Here is an 18,708-nt window from a genome sequence, read left to right on the forward strand (position 1 = left end):
AGCTTAATCTTTTAGTAAAAATTGTCCTATACTTTTATCTTTTTTAAGTTTTGAATGATCAATAACAACTCCATGCATAGATAAATAAATTCCATTTTCAATAGGTGCATTTAAAAATCCAATAGCTTGTGAAAAATTCATAGTAGCTTCAACTTCATCAATACTCATAGGAACCATCGCACCTGTAAAAACTATCTTTTTACTTTCAACTTTACCATCAATAAATTGGGCTGTTAAATCAACTGTATCCGTTCCATGAATAATGATTATTTTATCACTTGTACTATTTTGTATCTCTTTTAGAATAGTTTCTCTATCTTCTTGTGTAAACTCCAAACTATCTTTTGAAACTATATTTTTAATGTCAAATTTCACATTAAAACAAGATTTTACAATCTTGTCTAAAGCGATATTATCATTTGGAACTTCAAGTTGTCCCTTGATTGGGTTATATCTTTTGTTAAAAGTTCCACCTGTATTTAATACAGTTATTTTCATTTTGTTTCCTTAATAAAATTATTTACCATATTTTCAGGTTTTAATAACTCATCTAATTCCTCTTTTGTAAATAACTTTTGTTCTAAAATAATGTCATAAACTCTTTTATTTGTTTTAAGAGCCTCTTTTGCCAAACTAGAACATTTTTCATATCCAATAATTGGATTTAAACAAGTTACTATAGTTACAGAATTTAAGATATTTGCCATACAAACATCTTCATTTGCTGTGATTCCTTTGATACATTTTTCACCCAAAGAATAAAATGCTCGTCTCATCATATTAATTGAAGTAAAAAGTTTATAAGCAATCAATGGTTCAAATACATTTAATTGTAATTGACCATGTTCACTTGCCATCGCAATAGTCATATCAGCGCCAATTACTTCAAAAGCTACTTGATTTACAACTTCAGGAATTACTGGATTTACTTTTCCAGGCATAATAGAACTTCCTGGTTGTAATGGTGGAAGATTTATTTCATTAAATCCAGCCCTTGGTCCTGAACTTAAAAGTCTTAAATCATTACAAATTTTTGATATTTTTATTGCAACACTTTTTAACATTCCTGAAATATGAACAAATGAACCTGTATCTTGAGTAGCTTCAATTAAATCTCCAGCACTTATATAATCAACACCTGTAACTTCTCTCAAGTTTGAAATAACTTTTCTTTGGTACGAAGCTTTTGTATTAATTCCCGTTCCAATAGCAGTTGCACCTAAATTTACCTCTTTTAAAAGAGCTTGAACATTTCTTAATCTATAAATATCATCATCAATCATAACCGCAAAAGTTTTAAACTCTTGACCTAAAGTCATAGGAACAGCATCTTGAAGTTGTGTTCTTCCCATTTTTAAAACATCTTTAAACTCAATAGCTTTTTCTTCAAAACAATCCCTTAGAAATCTCAAAGCATCTTTTAATTTATAAATTAATTCATGAAGAGTAAGTTTTATTGCCGTTGGATAAACATCATTTGTAGATTGGCTCATATTTATATGATTATTTGGATGAATAAATTCATAAGAACTTTTTGGTTTACCCAAAATCTCTAAAGCACGATTTGCAATAACTTCATTTGCATTCATATTTGTAGAAGTTCCAGCTCCACCTTGAATTGGGTCAACAATAAATTGATCATGAAATTTTCCATCAATTATTTCATTACAAGCTTGAACTATTGCATCTTTTTGAATATCAGTTAAATCACCTAATTCAAAGTTTGTCAAAGCACAAGCTTTTTTAACTTTTGCAAGGGATTTTATAAAATTTGGAAACAAAGAAATATCTGTTTTTGTAATATTAAAATTCTCTTTTGCTCTTAAAGTTTGAATTCCATAATATTTATTTAATTCAATTCTTTTTTCACCTAAAAAATCTTTTTCTATTCTGTATAATTTTTCCATAATAATCCTCTTATTTAATAATTTTCAATTCATCTTAAAATAATATACAACTAAAGTGTATAAAAAGTAGTTTTTTTAATTTTGTAAAGTATACCCCTCTTGAGGTATATTTTTGATTACATTTATTGGTATTTTATGTCTTAATTCTTTAATAAATGATTTTAAAGCATGGGTTGTCATTTCTTTGTCATTCCAAAGTTGAAATTCTATTTCTTCATATTTTAAAAGTGAACCTTTTTTTTTGTATAAAAGCTCCAAAAAATCTTTTTCTCTTTTTCTCAAAGGAATAATTTCACTTCCTTTATAAATCAATTCTCTTTTTTGTAAATCTAAAATTAAATTCTCGCATAATGAAATTGGTTTTATAGCTTTTATTAAATATTTTTCTAAAGCCTCATTTAGTTTTTTTGTATTTAAAGGTTTTAAAATAAAGTGATTAATATTTAAATTAATTAGTTCCATCAAATACTCTTCATTTGAATAAGCTGTTAACATTATTATCATAGTTTCTGTATCTGTTTCTCTAATTCTTTTTACAAAATCTAAACCATTACAATTTTTCATTTGTATATCAGTTAAGATAATTTTGGGTTTATAATAATCATATAATTCATAAGCTTCATATCCATCTCTTGCTTCATAAACCTCATTAAAATAGTATTTTAAAGTACTAACAATCATTTCTCGAATACCATCTTCATCTTCGACACATAATATTGAAATATTTTTTAACTCTTTTAATAACTCTTGTTGCATAATTTATCCTGCAATTATGATTTTGAAAACTGCACCTTCTTCATCATTATAAACACTAAGTTCTCCACCCATATTTCGCTCAATTATAAGTTTTGAAATATAAAGCCCAAGTCCCGTTCCTTTTGATGAATCTTTTGTACTATAATATGGATCAAAAATCAATTCTTGATTTTTTTCATCTATCCCACCTGCATTATCTTTTATAGTTATGATTGATAAAACTCCTTTAGAATCTATACTCATATCTATTCGTGGATTTTTAATCTCTTTTTCAACTAATATATCTTTTGCATTACTAAGTAAATTTAAAATAACTTGTGCAAATTCCGTTGGATAACCGTAAACTTTTTTATCATTTTTTATATTAACATTTAACTTTATTCCAAAATTTTTTAAAGTTGCATCTATAATATTTATAGCTTTTGAACAAGCCTGAGAAACTAAAAATTCCTCTTTTATTTTATCTGGTTTATAAAAATTCCTAAAATCATCAATTGTATTTGACATAAATTCAATCATTTTATCGCTTTTTTCAATAGCGCTATAAATATGATTTTCATCAACTTTCTTAAATCTTGTTGCAGTTTCTAATTCCATTAAAATACTCGATAACTGAGTAAGTGGTTGTCTCCATTGATGGGCAATCATACTAATCATTGAACCAATTCTTGCAAGTTTTGCTTGTTCTAATATCTTTTTATCTTTTTGTTTAGCCTCTTGAATTCCACATTGAACTTTCATAAACAAACTATCATTTAAAGCTTTTAAATCATCTTCCCTATTTTGAACCTGCTTTTTATATTTTTTTATGACATCTTTTATAATTGAAATCATAAGAAAAGAAAAAAATGTCATAAAAATAAGAACAACAAAAGAAACAACAATTATAAAATCTGAAAATAACTCTTCTCTTTTTTTTTGTTCCTCAATTTTTTCTTTAACTAACAAATCTAATGTTTGATTATCAATATTTGTTTTAATATAAAGTTTTTTATACTCATCTAAATCTAATTGGAAATTACTTTGCGAAAGTTTTAAATTATATGAAATTGAAAGAAAAGAGATAAATAAGATGCAAAAGAGAGGCATAATAACAGTAAAAAAAGGTATTCCTTCTTTATTAAACATAAAAAACCTTCCGTAATAATTCTAAATCTATAATGTCTAAATATTACTTAAAAGTGTTAGGAGAAATATTAAATATTCCTCCTAAAAATATATAAAAACTAAATTTAATTAATCTTTTGACTTCTTGTCATTAATATTATCAACAATCTCTTTCCACATCTCTTTTTCAAAATTAAACTCTTCATAATCGTTATATCTAAGAACAGGTGTTTTGCCCTCTTTTATTTGTCTTTCATAACCTTTAATTAATTTTAATACTGGTTTATATAATAAAGTAATAACTATCATATTAATAATTGCTAATAATCCCATAGTTAAATCTGCAAAGGCGAAAATAGAACTTAAATCTTGGAATGAACCCCATACAACAAGTAAAATACAAGAAATTCTAAAAATATTAAACACTGTAATATTTCCTTTGCTAAAGAAATTTAAACTATTTTCAGCTAAATAGTAGTTATAAATCATTGAAGAAAAACCAAATAAAAATAGTGCAAATGTAATAAAATATCCACCCAATGGTCCAATATGTTCTATTAAAGCATTTTGAGTTAATAAAATTCCTTGAACACCAGTTACTCCTGGCGTATAAACACCTGATAGAAGAATAATAAAGGCTGTACAAGAGCATAAGATGATTGTATCGATAAATACTGAGAATGATTGAACTATTCCTTGTTGAACAGGATGTGCAACATAAGCAACAGCTGCAACATTTGGTGCACTTCCAAGTCCAGCTTCATTTGAGAACATACCTCTTTTTGCACCTTGTAAAATAACTGCTCCAATTCCCCCTGCTATTGCAGAACTTGGATTAAATGCCTCAGTAACTATCATTGTTATTAACGATGGGATTTCACTTAAATTTAAGGCAATAACAACAAGTGCAATTAATAAATATCCTAAAGCCATTATTGGAACAATAACTTCTGACATTTTAACAATTCCCCTTACTCCACCAAAAATTGTAATTCCAAAAACAATACTTAATACAATTCCACTTACCCAAGTTGGTAAATTAAATGATGCTTCAAATGAAGTAGAAATAACAAATGATTGAGTTGCATTAAATGCAAGTCCAAAAGTAATTAAAATTAAAATAGAAATTACTATACCTAACCATCTTTGACCTAAACCTTTAGTGGCATAATACGCAGGACCACCTCTATAAACACATGAATCTAATCCATCTTTTTCTTTGTATAATTGAGCTAATGAACACTCAAAGAAGCTTGTAGCCATTCCAACTAAAGCAATAACCCACATCCAAAATACAGCACCTGCTCCACCAAGAGTAATAGCAACTGCAACACCAGCGATATTTCCAACTCCAACACGACCAGAAACACTTAGCATTAATGCTTGGAATGAACTAATATGTCCATCTTTATCATGCACAGTACCTTTTAAAATATTGAACATTTTAAAAAAATATCTAAATTGAACAAATCTAGAACTAATAGTAAAAAAAACTCCAAGAGCTGGTAGTAAATATATTAAAATATTTCCCCAGATAAGATCATTTAGAAATGTGTTAATTTCTGCAAACATTTTATCTCCTTAATTTATATATAGAAAACTTTATCATCTCTTAGAGTGTTAAAAGTGTGTTTTATAAACTTACAGAGAAAATTTGAAGAAAAAAAAACTGAAACAAAAAAGTTTCAGTTTTATTAAGATTTTAAAAGAGATTATTTTTTTAATTCTTTAACTATTTTTATTAAATAATCAGCAGAGTTTTTAGCACTTGATTTTAAAAATTCATCAAAATCAAATCCAGCATCCATATCAGCACTATCAGAAATAGCTCTTAAAATAAAAAATGGAATATTTAAAGCATCACAAACAACTGCAACACTTGCCCCTTCCATTTCTAGTGCATCTGCTTTAAAAGTATTTTGAATAAAATCTTTTCGTTCACTTGAGTGAACAAACTGATCACCAGTTGCAATAGTTCCCTCAATCACTTTTAAATTATTTTCATTTGCAACTTTTATTGCTATTTCTCTTAAATATTTAGTAGTTTCAATAAATACTTTTCCTCCTGGCACATATCCATTTGGATGACCAAAAGCTGTAATATCTAAATCATGTTGACAAAGTTTATCAGCAATTATTAAATCACCAATTTGAAGTTCAGAATTAATTCCACCAGCAACTCCTGAAAAAAGTAATGTATCACACCCAAATTTTTCAATCATTGTAGCAGCTGTTAAACTTGCAAATACTTTTCCAATTTTTGAATAAGCAATTACAATATCTAAATCATTATATGAAACTTCGTAATATTTATTATTAGCAAATTCAACAACATTTACTTTTTCAAAGTAAGCTAAAAGAGGTTCTATTTCCTCTTCCATTGCACCCATAATTGCTAATTTAGTCATTTAATTCACCTATCACTGCTTCTAATGTTTTCATATCTGAAACATTTAAAGTAGGTTTATCTGTAATTTTTTTGTTTAAACCTTTTAAAACTATTCCATTTCCAAATTCAATAAACAAATCAACTTCATCACTATGAGCTGTAATTGATTGTTTATATTTTACAGGTTTTGTAAGTTGAGAAGCTAATAAATCAATTGCTTCATCTTTTGTTGAGTATGCTTTTGTACTTACATTTGAAATAACTGGCATAAACTCTTCTTTTAAGAATTCTTCTAAATAAGGTTTTAAATTTTCAACAGCACTTCTTAATAATTCACAATGTGATGCAACTGACATATCTAGAACTATTGCTCTTTTTGCACCAGCTGCTTTAAATACATCAACTAAAGACTCTAAATCAGCCTTAATACCTGCAAGTACAAGTTGTCCATCCATATTATAGTTTGCTGGCCAAACTTGTTTCCCAAGCTCTCTTTGTTCAAGACATACTTTTTCAACAGTTTCATCATCAATTCCTACTAGTGCCATCATACCAGCACCTCCACCAGAACAAGCTTGAGTCATAAATAAACCTCTTTTATGAACTAATTCGATAGCATCTAAATAATCAATTGCACCAGCAGCTACTAAAGCTGAAAATTCACCCAAAGAATGACCTAAAACAAACTCTGGTGTAATATTACACTTTTCTTTAAAAATTGCATTTGCTATTGAACTAACTAATAAAATAGCAGGTTGAGTAAATTCTGTTTTTCCTAAATTTTCATTTTCTTCAAATAAAAGTTTTTCAAAATTAATACCTAATCTTGTACTTGCTTTTGAAATCATATCTTTAGCAATATCACTATTTTCAAAGAAATCTTTTCCCATCCCTATAGTTTGACTTCCTTGACCAGGAAAAATAAAAGCTATTTTTTTCATGTTGAGTACCTCTTTGTATATAAATTAAATAAATTAGTTCAAACTAAAACCATTTTTTAAAGTTAAAAATTAACCCTAAAAAATAGTTTTGCCCAAATGTAAAGATACACTTGGGCAAATAATTTATATTTTGATTATATAAAAAGTAATTAGTGACAACCACATCCACCATGAGAATGTCCGTGTTCTTTTTCTTCTGTTCCACAAGAACCACCACCATGAGAATGAGAGTGACCTCCGCCACCACAACATCCACCACCCATAGCAGCCATACCACCAACAACACCTGTTTGAACTTCTTCTTCAGTTGCATCTCTTAAAGATAAAATTGCAACAGAGAACATTAAAGTTCTTCCAGCCATTGGATGATTATAATCAATTGTAACTTCTGCATCACTAAATGATTTAACTACAACTTGTACAGTTTCACCATGTTCTCCTGTTCCATATAAAGACATACCTGCAACTAATTCAATACCAGCAAATTGCTCTTTTGGTAAAGTTTGAACAGCTTCCTCATTATATTCACCATAAGCATCAACAGGTTGAACTAAAACATCTGCTTCTTCATTTGCTGACATTTCAATTAATTTTGATTCAAGTCCTGGAATAATTTGCCCTTTTCCTGAAATAAATTCTAAAGGAGCTTGACCAACATTTGTATCTAATTGCTCACCAGTTTTTGCATCTTTTAATGTATATTCAATACCTATAACTTTTGACATAATTTTTCCTTATTTAATATTTTATAATTTTGATAAATTTTGTTTTGCTGTTTTTGCTTCATTTGAACTTGGATAAAGATCAATTAAAGTACTATAAAAGCTTTTTGCGTTATCTTTATCTTTTGTTTTCTCAAATGAAATAGCGCTATGCAATAATAATGTTGGCATATAAGCTGCTTTGTCGTTCAATATAGCAGATTTTTTGTAATGACTTATTGCAAGGTCATATTTTTTTCTCATATACCAATTTTGTGCTAAATAAAAATTTACTTCAGCTGGTTTGTAATTTGTCTCAAGAAGTTTTTCATATTTTGGTGTTGATGCACTATAATTTTTTGAATCGAAATCTTGTTTTGCTTCTTTCATTAAATTTAGCTTATCTTCTGGAGTTGTTAATTTTTTAGCAGATACTTCACTACTTGCTGTTGAATCTACAGCTGTTGTATTAGCATCTAATTTTGTTGTAGGAGAAACTTGAGAAGTTTTTATTCCTGCAGCTTTTTTTAAAGCTTCAAACTCTTCTCTTGTTATAAATTGTTGCATATTTTTTTCTAATTCGTTAGAAGAAACATACTCTGAATTGATTTTATTAACAGCCGCTGTTAATTTTGTTAGCGCAGCTTTCAATCCGTTAACTGTTTCAGCCAACTGGGCATCACCACCTTGTGAAGATGCAGGAATATTACTATTAGAACCTAAATCTGAAGACGTACCAACTCTTTGCATTAATTCATCAACTTTTCTTGAAGTTGTATTTAATTTTGCTGAATCACCTTCATATGTAGATTCTAAGCCTTCTAATCTATTTTTAATAGAATCAAGTAAAGAATTAATATCACCAACTTTTGATGTCAATGAGTTTATACTTGCTTGATTTTTTAAAATGTGTTTTTCAGATGAATTTAGTCCATAAGAACCATTTTCACTAGAATCATTCGATCCATAAACCGAAACCTCTTCGGCTACGGTTAATGAACTTACTATTAAAAAAGATAGAAGATACTTAGTCATCGAAATTATTTACTTAATTCGTGTTCAACTCTTCTGTTTTTTGCCCAACAATCTTTAGTTTTCTCAGTACAAACTGGAGAACTTTCACCTAAAGAAACTAAAGCAACATTAGCAGTAACACCATTAGCAACTAATACATCTTTAACAGAGTTAGCTCTTTTTAAACCTAATGCATAGTTATACTCATCTGATCCCCACTCATCTGTGTTACCAGATACAGTTACAGTTGTATCAGCAGTTAATGCAGATAATTTAGTAGCATTTGAAGTTGCTTTATCTTTGTTTTCTGAAGTTAAGTTATATTTGTCAAATGCAAAATATACATGCTCAATTAAAACTTTTTGACCATTGATCATATAATAATTACCATTTGCAGCTTTTTCTAAAGCTGAAAAACCACCATCAGAAAGGTTAGCATCTGCATTTGTATTTACAGATTCTTGAGCTCCGTTATCAACATTCATATCAGCATTTTTTTCACTACAACCTGTAGAGAATAACATTGCCGCAACTAGTAAAGAATAAACACCTAATTTTTTCATAATTTTGTCCTTGAAATAAAATTTGCTGAAATAATACAAGAGTGAACCTTAATTATTGTTTATAAAATAAAAATCTAGAAAAACAAAAATAAATAAATGGAATTAATCTAATCTCATTTATTTATTTTTATTTTTAATTGTTAGATTTATTCTATATAAATAACTTTATAAACACTATAAAATAGTACATATTTATAATAAATAATATTTTAAAATAATTTTATAAATAGAATATATATTAAAAATCAATTATCATACTTCTACTATTTCTAATATATTAAAATTAGAAAAAATCATTAACAACTCTAATATTATTTGATAAAATCTTTATTTAGTCGATTATTTGTTCTATGCTACAATCACTAATTATAAAAAGATTTTTTTTATTTTAATTTTTAAGTATATTAATTGTAACTTATTGATACATTATCATATGTTAACAAATGAATAATTTATGAAAGGAATTTATAAAAATAGTAAATTGATTGTATTAGGAAATATATAAGTTAAGAGAAATATTGATTATTAACTGTAAAGCTTTATAATTTATATAAAGCTTTACAGAACTATAGAAATTACCAATCTATAGATTGAATTCTTTTACCTTTTAATGGGAATAAAAATGATTTACTATACGACAATCTTATGATTCCTATAGAACTAGATCCACCAGAAGTTTTTATAAACAATAATGTTTCTCCATCTGTAGAAAACTTAGGAAACTGATTAATACCACTTGAAGTTAATCTTTTCATACTATCTGTTTTTGTAGAAATTAAATATAAATTAAAGCTTTTATCACCCATTTCATTAGAAGAGTCTTTACTACTATATACAATATTATTACCAAAAGCCGTAGCTGAAGAGTTATTATTACTATGATAAACTAATCGCTCTACAGAACTTGAATTAATACCTTGTGCAAAAATATTAGGATTTCCTAATCTATCAGAAACGAATACTATTCGTGTATCATTTTCAATAAAATGACCACCAACATCAATTCCTCCAAACTTAGTTACCTGAGTTTGTTTTTTTGTTCGAGTATCATATACGAAAATATCTGGTTGTCCAGTAGGAGAAGCTGTAACTAAAAGCTTTGTACCATCTGCATTAACATCTGAACAAGCTAACATACCATCTGATTCCATAATAATTTCTTTACTTCTATTATAAATATTTAATTTAACCAAAGTTGGTTTTTTATAATTATAAGTTGTGTAATAAATAGTTTTTTGTTCTTTATCCGCCCATTTAGGGAAAATATTTAAACCACCAGTAACAACAGTTTTCTTATAAGTTAAAGTATAATCTCCTATCATAATATCAGCAGAACCCGAAGCTGTATATGTAGAAAATACTACAAATTTTTCCATCCAATCAATACTTGGAGCTTTAAAAAATGCATTAGTTGAAATAGCTGCTTTATGAGCTAAAAAAACATATCTATCTTCTTGTGTAGTTGCGAAATTTTTTTCCAAAAGTAGTGTTCTAGAATTTATATCATATAATTTTGTCATCAAAGTATAAGAATCAGCTTCTTTTTTAGCAGACAAATTTAAATATAAATTTATTCCTTGATTAGATAAACCTATAACATCAGGCATATTTTCATATGAAGTTACGCTATTTACAGAAACAACTTCAAAATGACCACTTACAGATAAATCATCTGCTAAACTCTTTTTAATTTTGTTTAAAGTTTCAATTTCCAATGTATCACTTGCAACTGAAACTAAAATTTTTGGTAAAGCATTAGTTTTTTTTACTACTTCCAAATTTGCATCTACTTGTGCAAAAACAGAATTAATCACTAATGATAACAATAATAATATTTTATACATATATTCTATCCTTCTGATTTAAAATCAACATTAATTCTTATATCTTTATCTTTTGTAGGCTTAGGATAAGCCAAATTCTTTTGTTCTTCTAAAAAAGCTTTTAAAGATGAATCAAAACCTTCATCTCCTGAATTTGTAACAACACGATAATCAAATCTTCCATCTAAATCTATCATAATTAAAACTACAGCTTTAAGTCCTGTACCAACTGGGTTCCAAACAGATAATAATTCATGTACTTTCGAGAAATATTCATCAGTTTCTTGACCTTTGTTAGAATTACTACTTTTTACATTTGTTGCTGTTTTTTCATCTTCGAGTAATTTATCAATTTTAATATTATTTGATTTTTTCTCTTTTTCAAATTTTGATTTAAATCTTTTTGGATCAATAGATTTTTCAATATTATTAACTTCTTCTTTTGTCACAGTTTTAGCTGTTTCTTTTACGTTAGCAAACAAAGATTTTAAGTCTGGTTTTTTTTCATTTGAAACAGAAGCTTCTTTTTCTTTAACAGCTTCTTTTTCAATTATTTTTTCAGTTTTTTTCTCAACCATCTTTTTTTCTGCTTTTTCAGTTATCATATCAAGTTCTATCGTAGTCGATGTAGGTTTGATATCATAAGTCTTTGGAACAGGACTGAATAAGTAAAACATTAGCAAAGCACAAATGAAAATATAAAATGAAAATGCAATTATACCAGAAAGTATAAACGAAAAATTATTTTGCATCAATTATCCATCAGTTACTAATGAAACTTTAAAAAAACCAGCTTCTTTTACTGATTTTAAAACAAACATAATATCATCATATTTTAATTCTTTATCCGCTCTAATATGAATAGGAGTATTTTGATCTTTTCCATTTGCAAATAAAAGAAAACTATCTGTAAAATTTGCTATATCAACTTTATTTTTATTAAGTGTAACTATTCTATCTTTAGTAATAATAATATCAATTTTTTGTACGTCTTGTGCTTGTTGAGATTTACTTCCTGTTGGAAGATTTATTTGTTCTTCAAATTCTATTACAGGAGCTGTAACCATTAATATTGCTAATAAAACTAGCATAATATCAACTAAGGGTGTAATATTTAATTCTGGTTTATCATTAAAATCATACACTGGATTAACCCTTAGCAATTAAAATTTGCGCTTGTGCCTTAAGATAAATATTTAACTCATATATCTTTCTTGAAAGTATTTGATGGAAAGTATAAGCAAATATAGCAACAAAAATACCAGCTGCTGTAGCAACTAATGCTTCACTAATTGCAGGTGCAATAATAGAAAAAGCAACTTTTGATTGATTAGCAAACTTAGCAAAAGACTCTAATATTCCAATAACTGTTCCAAATAGACCAATAAAAGGAGATGTAGAAGATATGATTGCTAACCATGAAATTCCAGAACTTGCATCTTTAATTATATTAATTTCGCAAGCGTATAATAGTTCTTTCGAACTAGTATTATTTGTACACTTATTTAGTGCAGACAACGATGAAAATCTAGCTTCTCTTGATGTTAATGCTTCTAATGACTTCACTTCATTTTTAATTAATGCAGTCACTGCAAAGTATCGATAAAAGAAAATCCAGATTGTAACGATTAGATAAATTGACAAAAGTGCTAAAACTATATAAGTTATAGCACCACTATTTGCCAAATAATTTAGTATTGTAGTAATCATTTTTTATGCGAATGAATTAATTTTTGCTTCAACAGAAGCAACAGAGATATTCGAATCTTTTACAGAATTAACTAATGCTTTTGCAGCTTCAATATTTTTAGCTATTTCTGAATCTTTTCCTGATGTTAATGCAATAGCGCCATCTGCTAAAACATCAACTGATTTTTCATCTACTTTAACATGTCCCCAGTTAATAGCAACTGCTTCAGTAGAATTTGCTTTCTCAATAACAATTACACCAACTGTTAATGAAGAAATCAATGATGAATGTCCTGGTAAAACACCGAACTCTCCCTCTTTTCCAGGGAGAGTTACAGTTTTAACATCATCATTGAAAATTTCTCCATTAGGTGTAACTATTGATAATTTAATTGTATCCATGTTATGCCTTAACGGTTTTGTTATTTCATTTTCTCAGCTTTAGCAAGAACCTCGTCGATTCCACCAACCATATAGAATGCCATTTCAGGAATGTTATCATATTTACCAGCTAAAATTCCTTGGAATCCAGCAATAGTATCTTTTAATTCAACATATTTTCCTGGGCTTCCAGTAAATACTTCTGCAACGAAGAATGGTTGAGATAAAAATCTTTCAATTTTTCTTGCTCTTGAAACAACAAGTTTATCAGATTCTGATAACTCATCCATACCAAGAATTGCAATAATATCTTGTAAATCTTTATATTTTTGTAATACAGATTGAACACCTCTAGCTGTATTATAATGCTCAAGACCAATAATATCTGCATTTAAAATTCTTGAAGTTGAATCTAATGGATCAACTGCAGGATAAATACCTTTTTCAGCAATTTTTCTGTTAAGAACTGTTGTTGCATCTAAGTGAGCAAATACAGAAGCTGGAGCTGGATCTGTTAAGTCATCAGCTGGAACGTAAACTGCTTGAACAGAAGTAATAGAACCTTTAGAAGTAGAAGTAATTCTTTCTTGTAATTTTCCCATTTCTGATGCAAGTGTAGGTTGATATCCAACAGCTGAAGGAATTCTTCCTAATAATGCTGACATTTCAGAACCTGATTGTGCAAATCTAAAGATATTATCAACGAACATTAATACGTCAAGACCTTTTTCATCCCTAAAGTATTCTGCCATTGTAAGACCAGTTAATGCAATTCTATTTCTAGCACCTGGTGGTTCACTCATTTGACCATAGCATAATGCAACTTTATCAAGTACGTTTGAGTCTTTCATCTCATGGTAAAGGTCATTACCTTCTCTTGTTCTTTCACCAACACCAGCAAATACTGAGTATCCTGAGTGTTTAAATGCAACGTTGTGGATTAATTCCATGATGATAACTGTTTTACCAACACCAGCACCACCAAATAGTCCAACTTTTCCACCTTTTGAATATGGTGCTAAAAGGTCAACAACTTTGATACCTGTTTCAAACATTTCAGTTTTTGTTGATTGCTCTTCAAATGAAGGAGCAGATCTATGAATTGACCATCTTTCAGTGTCAGCAGGAATTGCTTCACCTTCATCTACTGGATCACCAATAACATTGAAAATTCTTCCTAAAACTGCTTCACCAACTGGAACTTTAATTGGTCCACCAGTAGCAATACACTCTTGACCTCTAGTTAAACCTTCTGTCATATCCATAGCGATAGTTCTAACTCTACCATCACCAATATGCGCAGCAACTTCTAATACTAATCTGTCTTTATTAGCATCTGCTAATACTACATCAATAGCTTCATTAATTTCTGGTAAGTATCCGTCGAACTCTACGTCAACAACCGGACCCATTACCTGAATAATTTTACCTTTCATACGGGCAGCTCCTTTATTAAATTATTTTAATGCTTCAACACCACTGATAATTTCTATCAGCTCTGTTGTAATTGCAGCTTGTCTAGCTTTATTATATTCAACTGTTAAACTATTAACTTTCTCTTTTGCATTCTTAGTTGCAGCTTCCATTGCTTGCATTCTAGCACTATGTTCTGCAGCTAAAGAATCAATCAAAGCATAATACATATTGAAATCAATATATTTATCAGTTAATTCATTTAATACTTCTTCATCATCATCTGGCTCAATATCTAACATAGATTCTGAATCTTTTACTTCTGCAAGATCTAAGCTAATTGGTAATAAATCTCTAACTCTAATTTCTTGAGTTAACATATTTAAAAAACCATTATAAACAACTATTACTTTATCAGTAACTTCATTTCTAAAATCTTCAACAACAGCATGAATAAACTCAGCAGCTCTATCATACTCAGGAGCAGAAGATAAATCAGAAACTCTTTGCTCTAAAGCAACACCTTGGAAAGAAAAGAAATCAACACCTTTTCTTCCAGCAGCTCTTAATCTAACTTTTGTACCTTTTGCTTCATATTCAGCAATTAATTTACTAACTGTTTTAATTGTTGCCATATTAAAACCACCGCAAAGTCCTTTATCAGCAGTTACAAAAACAATATCAATTGTTTTTGGTGCATCATTTTGTACAAATGCTCTGCCAATATTTCCTTCGTCTTGAACTTTGCTAACTCTAGCAGCAATATCAGAAAGAACTTCATTTATCTTTCTTGCATAACTTCTAGCTTGTTCAGATAACTGTCTAGTTCTAGTAAGTTTTGCAGAAGATACAAGCTTCATAGCTTTAGTAGTCTTCTGAGTATTTTTAACACTACCTATTTTTAATTTTATCTCTTTTAAGTTAGCCATTGACTAATCCTTAGTTTGCACTAAATACAGTTTTAAACTCTTCTAATGCAGCTTTTAATTCTGCTTCTGTATTATCATCAATTTTTTGAGATGATTTGATTGTATCTAAAATGTTTGAATATTTTTGTTCAAAGAACGCATGTAATTCAGCTTCAAATCTTACAACATCACCAACAGCAACATCATTTAAGTACCCTTTAGTACCAGCATAAATAATAACAATTTGTTTTTCAATAACTAATGGTTTATTTACACCTTGTTTTAATACTTCAACCATTCTTTGACCAAGCTCTAATTCTCTTCTAGTAGCTTCATCTAAATCTGATGCAAATTGTGCAAATGCTTCAAGTTCTCTATATTGTGCAAGAGATAATTTTAAAGTACCAGCAACTTGCTTAGTAGCTTTAATTTGAGCAGCTCCACCAACTCTTGATACTGATAAACCAACATTAATAGCAGGTCTAATCCCTGAGTTAAATAGGTTAGTTTCTAAGAAAATTTGACCATCAGTAATTGAAATAACGTTTGTTGGAATGTATGCAGCAACGTCTCCAGCTTGAGTTTCAATAATTGGTAATGCAGTCATAGACCCAGCACCTCTTTCATCACTCATTTTTGCAGCTCTTTCTAATAGTCTTGAGTGTAGATAAAATACATCTCCTGGATATGCTTCTCTACCTGGAGGTCTTCTTAAAATTAATGACATTTCTCTATATGCAACAGCATGTTTAGATAAATCATCATAAATAATTAAAGCATGTTTTCCATTATCTCTAAAGAATTCACCAATAGTAACACCTGTATATGGTGCTAAGAATTGTAAAGCAGCAGAATCAGCAGCAGAAGCATTAACAACAATTGTATACTCCATAGCACCTGCTTCTTCAAGCGTTCTTACAACAGAAGCAACAGAAGATGATTTTTGACCAATAGCAACATAAATACAAACTACGTTCTCACCTTTTTGGTTAAGAATTGTGTCGATTGCAACTGTTGTTTTACCAGTTTGTCTATCACCAATAATAAGTTCTCTTTGCCCTCTACCAATTGGAACTAATGCATCAATTGCTTTAATACCAGTTGTTAATGGTTCATGAACAGATTTTCTAGCCATAATTCCAGGAGCTTTTTCTTCAACTAATCTAGTTTCAGAAGCTGCAATTGAACCTTTACCATCAATTGGTTCACCAAGAGCATTAACAACTCTTCCAACCATTGCATCACCAACTGGTGTTGATAAAAGTTTTCCAAGTCTTTTACAAGAAGTACCTTCTCTTAGACCTTCACCTTTTCCAAGAATAACAATACCAACTGAAGATTCTTCTAAATTTGAAGCAAGACCTCTTTCACCATTTTCAAACTCAACTAGTTCCCCAGCCATAACATTTTTTAGACCGTAAACTTGAGCAATACCATCTGCATAAGAGATAATCTTACCTGTTTCATTTACATCTACATTTAATTCAAAGTTATCAATTCTTTCTTTAATTATAGAACTGATTTCATCAGCTTGAATTTTTGCACCCATTCAATTTCTCCTTTGTAAGTTCTAAACTGCTTTTAAAATATGATCTATTAACTGTGATTTTAATCTCTCTTTTGAAAAAGAAATTTCAACTCCTAGTCCATCAATATCTACTTTAATACCATCATAATCACAAACATTTTGTGATAACGACAATTTAACATCAAATTTTTTACTAAATTGTTTTTCAATTGAAGATACATAATCACTTGATAATTCAAGATTTGTATAAACAACTCCAACATAACTATTATTCATTTTTGCAATTTGAGTATTAAGCTCTTTTGCAATAAATGGTAATAATCCCAATCTTCTTTTTTCCCCAAGTAATTTGATAAAGTTTTTAAAAACTTCATCATTCGCTCCATCTGCTAAAGTGATAATAAAATCTACTTTTGCACAATCAGCAATCTGAGGAGAAGAAACTATTGAATTGAATTTTTCATCAGCAAATGCTGAAGAAATAACATTTAGCTTACTGCTAATAGTATTAATAATATCATTATTTCTACCATCAACTAATGCTTTAACATATCTTTTTGCTACTAAATCATTCATTATGCTACCTTTTTAAGAACAATATTTGCTAACTCTTGTTGAGTTAATTTAATATTTTCAGAACTTAATAGCTCTTCAAGAACTTCAGTAACAACTTCTTTTTTAGCTTTTGATGTTTCAACTTTCATCATTTCTTCTAAATTTTTATTTAGATTAATAATGTCTGAATCTACAGCAGTTGCAACTTTTTGTTTAACTGAATCTATATCAGCTTTTGCACCTTCAACAATTTCAGTAGCAATTTTTTTTGCTTCTTCTAATTTCTTTTGTGCATCTTTAACTTTATCTTGAGAAGCTTTTAAAGTATCTTGTACTTTATCAAGTTCTGCTTGAATAGATAAAGATCTTTCAGCAAAAAATGCTTTAATTTTATCAGCAAGTAAATACCATAAAATTCCAGCAAATATTATAAAGTTAACGGTTCTTTGTACTATATCAGTCTCAACCGCACCTTCGTTTGCAAGTAATGCAACAGGAGCTAAAGCCAACCCAAGTAATAACATTCTTTTCATATTCTCTTCCCTTTAAATTGAGCTAAGCTTAGCTTTTAGGCTCTCATTAAATTGAGGCATAGAAGATACTAAAGAATCTTTTAAAGCTTTAGTCTCGTCTTGTAAGTTTTTAGCAAATTCCGCAGATTTTACTTCTAAATTAGATTTAGCACTTGCAAGTTTTGCATCAGCACTATCCTTTGCTTCCTTATAAGCTTGTTCTCTAATTGCAGCTGCCTCTTTTTTCGCTTTAGCAATAATATCATTTGCTTCGGCTAATAAACCATCAACATCTGCACCGTTTGATTTCGCATCTTCTAAATCTTTTTTTATAGAAGCTGTTCTATCATCCATATGCTTAAGTAATGGTTTGAAAAGACAACTGTTTAGTCTAGCAACAACTAAAAGAAAGATGATACCAGAGCTAAGCAATAATACAGGACTTATGTCTAACATTCATTCCTCCATATTTTTTACAGTTTAGTTTAACTAAAACTCTATCATTTTATCAAAACTAACTA

21 protein-coding genes are annotated in these 18,708 nt (G+C 28.8%); all 21 read right to left on the reverse strand.

Translation table 11 applies throughout. The features are described 5' to 3' along the window. Positions 1–3 precede the first annotated feature (3 nt). The 21 genes from ASUIS_RS09395 to ASUIS_RS09495 all read right to left on the reverse strand — a co-directional run bounded on the left by ASUIS_RS09395 (position 4) and on the right by ASUIS_RS09495 (position 18,643). Positions 4–498 (reverse strand): asparaginase domain-containing protein, encoded by a 495-nt coding sequence (locus tag ASUIS_RS09395; RefSeq protein WP_118886816.1) that lies wholly within the window; start codon positions 496–498, stop codon positions 4–6. Continuing rightward, positions 495–1,907 carry an aspartate ammonia-lyase gene (gene aspA / locus ASUIS_RS09400; protein ID WP_118886818.1) on the reverse strand — a complete coding sequence of 471 codons (1,413 nt, stop codon included), beginning with the start codon at positions 1,905–1,907 and terminating at the stop codon, positions 495–497. Before aspA ends, ASUIS_RS09395 begins: the two co-directional genes overlap by 4 nt. A gap of 75 nt (positions 1,908–1,982) precedes the next feature. Then, positions 1,983–2,663, reverse strand: coding sequence for a response regulator transcription factor (locus tag ASUIS_RS09405; protein ID WP_118886820.1), 681 nt, complete (start codon positions 2,661–2,663; stop codon positions 1,983–1,985). A 3-nt stretch (positions 2,664–2,666) separates the two neighbouring features. After that, positions 2,667–3,791: a sensor histidine kinase gene (locus ASUIS_RS09410; protein WP_118886822.1), complete on the reverse strand. Its 1,125-nt coding sequence runs from the start codon at positions 3,789–3,791 to the stop codon at positions 2,667–2,669. A 108-nt stretch (positions 3,792–3,899) separates the two neighbouring features. Then, complete coding sequence (locus ASUIS_RS09415) at positions 3,900–5,342, reverse strand: alanine/glycine:cation symporter family protein (RefSeq protein WP_118886824.1); 1,443 nt, start codon at positions 5,340–5,342, stop codon at positions 3,900–3,902. A 140-nt stretch (positions 5,343–5,482) separates the two neighbouring features. Further along, a complete protein-coding gene (locus ASUIS_RS09420; protein ID WP_118886826.1) occupies positions 5,483–6,178 on the reverse strand; it encodes a 5'-methylthioadenosine/adenosylhomocysteine nucleosidase in 696 nt (231 codons plus the stop codon). After that, positions 6,171–7,100, reverse strand: coding sequence for an ACP S-malonyltransferase (fabD, locus tag ASUIS_RS09425; protein WP_118886828.1), 930 nt, complete (start codon positions 7,098–7,100; stop codon positions 6,171–6,173). Before fabD ends, ASUIS_RS09420 begins: the two co-directional genes overlap by 8 nt. Before the next feature lie 149 nt (positions 7,101–7,249). Next, positions 7,250–7,828, reverse strand: coding sequence for an FKBP-type peptidyl-prolyl cis-trans isomerase (locus ASUIS_RS09430; RefSeq protein WP_118886830.1), 579 nt, complete (start codon positions 7,826–7,828; stop codon positions 7,250–7,252). 18 nt (positions 7,829–7,846) lie between these two features. Next, positions 7,847–8,836, reverse strand: coding sequence for a tetratricopeptide repeat protein (locus tag ASUIS_RS09435; RefSeq protein ID WP_118886832.1), 990 nt, complete (start codon positions 8,834–8,836; stop codon positions 7,847–7,849). Positions 8,837–8,841: 5 nt separating this feature from the next. Further along, positions 8,842–9,378, reverse strand: coding sequence for an OmpA family protein (locus tag ASUIS_RS09440; RefSeq protein WP_118886834.1), 537 nt, complete (start codon positions 9,376–9,378; stop codon positions 8,842–8,844). A gap of 575 nt (positions 9,379–9,953) precedes the next feature. Continuing rightward, positions 9,954–11,222 carry a Tol-Pal system protein TolB gene (gene tolB, locus ASUIS_RS09445; RefSeq protein WP_118886836.1) on the reverse strand — a complete coding sequence of 423 codons (1,269 nt, stop codon included), beginning with the start codon at positions 11,220–11,222 and terminating at the stop codon, positions 9,954–9,956. A 5-nt stretch (positions 11,223–11,227) separates the two neighbouring features. Continuing rightward, a complete protein-coding gene (locus ASUIS_RS09450) occupies positions 11,228–11,953 on the reverse strand; it encodes a TonB C-terminal domain-containing protein (protein ID WP_118886838.1) in 726 nt (241 codons plus the stop codon). Between the two features lie 3 nt (positions 11,954–11,956). Beyond that, on the reverse strand, positions 11,957–12,346 hold the full coding sequence (locus ASUIS_RS09455) for a biopolymer transporter ExbD (RefSeq protein WP_118886840.1): 390 nt from the start codon (positions 12,344–12,346) through the stop codon (positions 11,957–11,959). Between the two features lie 4 nt (positions 12,347–12,350). Next, the gene (locus tag ASUIS_RS09460) at positions 12,351–12,911 is read right to left on the reverse strand and encodes a MotA/TolQ/ExbB proton channel family protein (protein ID WP_118886842.1); all 561 of its coding nucleotides are present in this window, start codon (positions 12,909–12,911) and stop codon (positions 12,351–12,353) included. A gap of 3 nt (positions 12,912–12,914) precedes the next feature. Beyond that, entirely contained in the window at positions 12,915–13,292 is a 378-nt protein-coding gene (gene atpC / locus ASUIS_RS09465) for an ATP synthase F1 subunit epsilon (protein ID WP_118886843.1), read from the reverse strand. Positions 13,293–13,312: 20 nt separating this feature from the next. Then, a complete protein-coding gene (atpD, locus tag ASUIS_RS09470) occupies positions 13,313–14,707 on the reverse strand; it encodes a F0F1 ATP synthase subunit beta (protein WP_118886845.1) in 1,395 nt (464 codons plus the stop codon). Positions 14,708–14,728: 21 nt separating this feature from the next. Further along, a complete protein-coding gene (gene atpG / locus ASUIS_RS09475) occupies positions 14,729–15,613 on the reverse strand; it encodes an ATP synthase F1 subunit gamma (protein WP_118886847.1) in 885 nt (294 codons plus the stop codon). Positions 15,614–15,623: 10 nt separating this feature from the next. After that, positions 15,624–17,141: a F0F1 ATP synthase subunit alpha gene (gene atpA / locus ASUIS_RS09480; RefSeq protein WP_118886849.1), complete on the reverse strand. Its 1,518-nt coding sequence runs from the start codon at positions 17,139–17,141 to the stop codon at positions 15,624–15,626. A 21-nt stretch (positions 17,142–17,162) separates the two neighbouring features. Continuing rightward, positions 17,163–17,696: a F0F1 ATP synthase subunit delta gene (locus tag ASUIS_RS09485; protein ID WP_118886851.1), complete on the reverse strand. Its 534-nt coding sequence runs from the start codon at positions 17,694–17,696 to the stop codon at positions 17,163–17,165. Beyond that, complete coding sequence (locus ASUIS_RS09490) at positions 17,696–18,208, reverse strand: F0F1 ATP synthase subunit B (RefSeq protein WP_118886853.1); 513 nt, start codon at positions 18,206–18,208, stop codon at positions 17,696–17,698. Before ASUIS_RS09490 ends, ASUIS_RS09485 begins: the two co-directional genes overlap by 1 nt. A gap of 12 nt (positions 18,209–18,220) precedes the next feature. Further along, entirely contained in the window at positions 18,221–18,643 is a 423-nt protein-coding gene (locus ASUIS_RS09495) for a F0F1 ATP synthase subunit B family protein (RefSeq protein ID WP_118886854.1), read from the reverse strand. Positions 18,644–18,708: the final 65 nt, after the last annotated feature.

Source organism: Arcobacter suis CECT 7833 (assembly GCF_003544815.1).
In the GTDB taxonomy this organism is placed as follows: Bacteria; Campylobacterota; Campylobacteria; order Campylobacterales; family Arcobacteraceae; genus Aliarcobacter; species Aliarcobacter suis.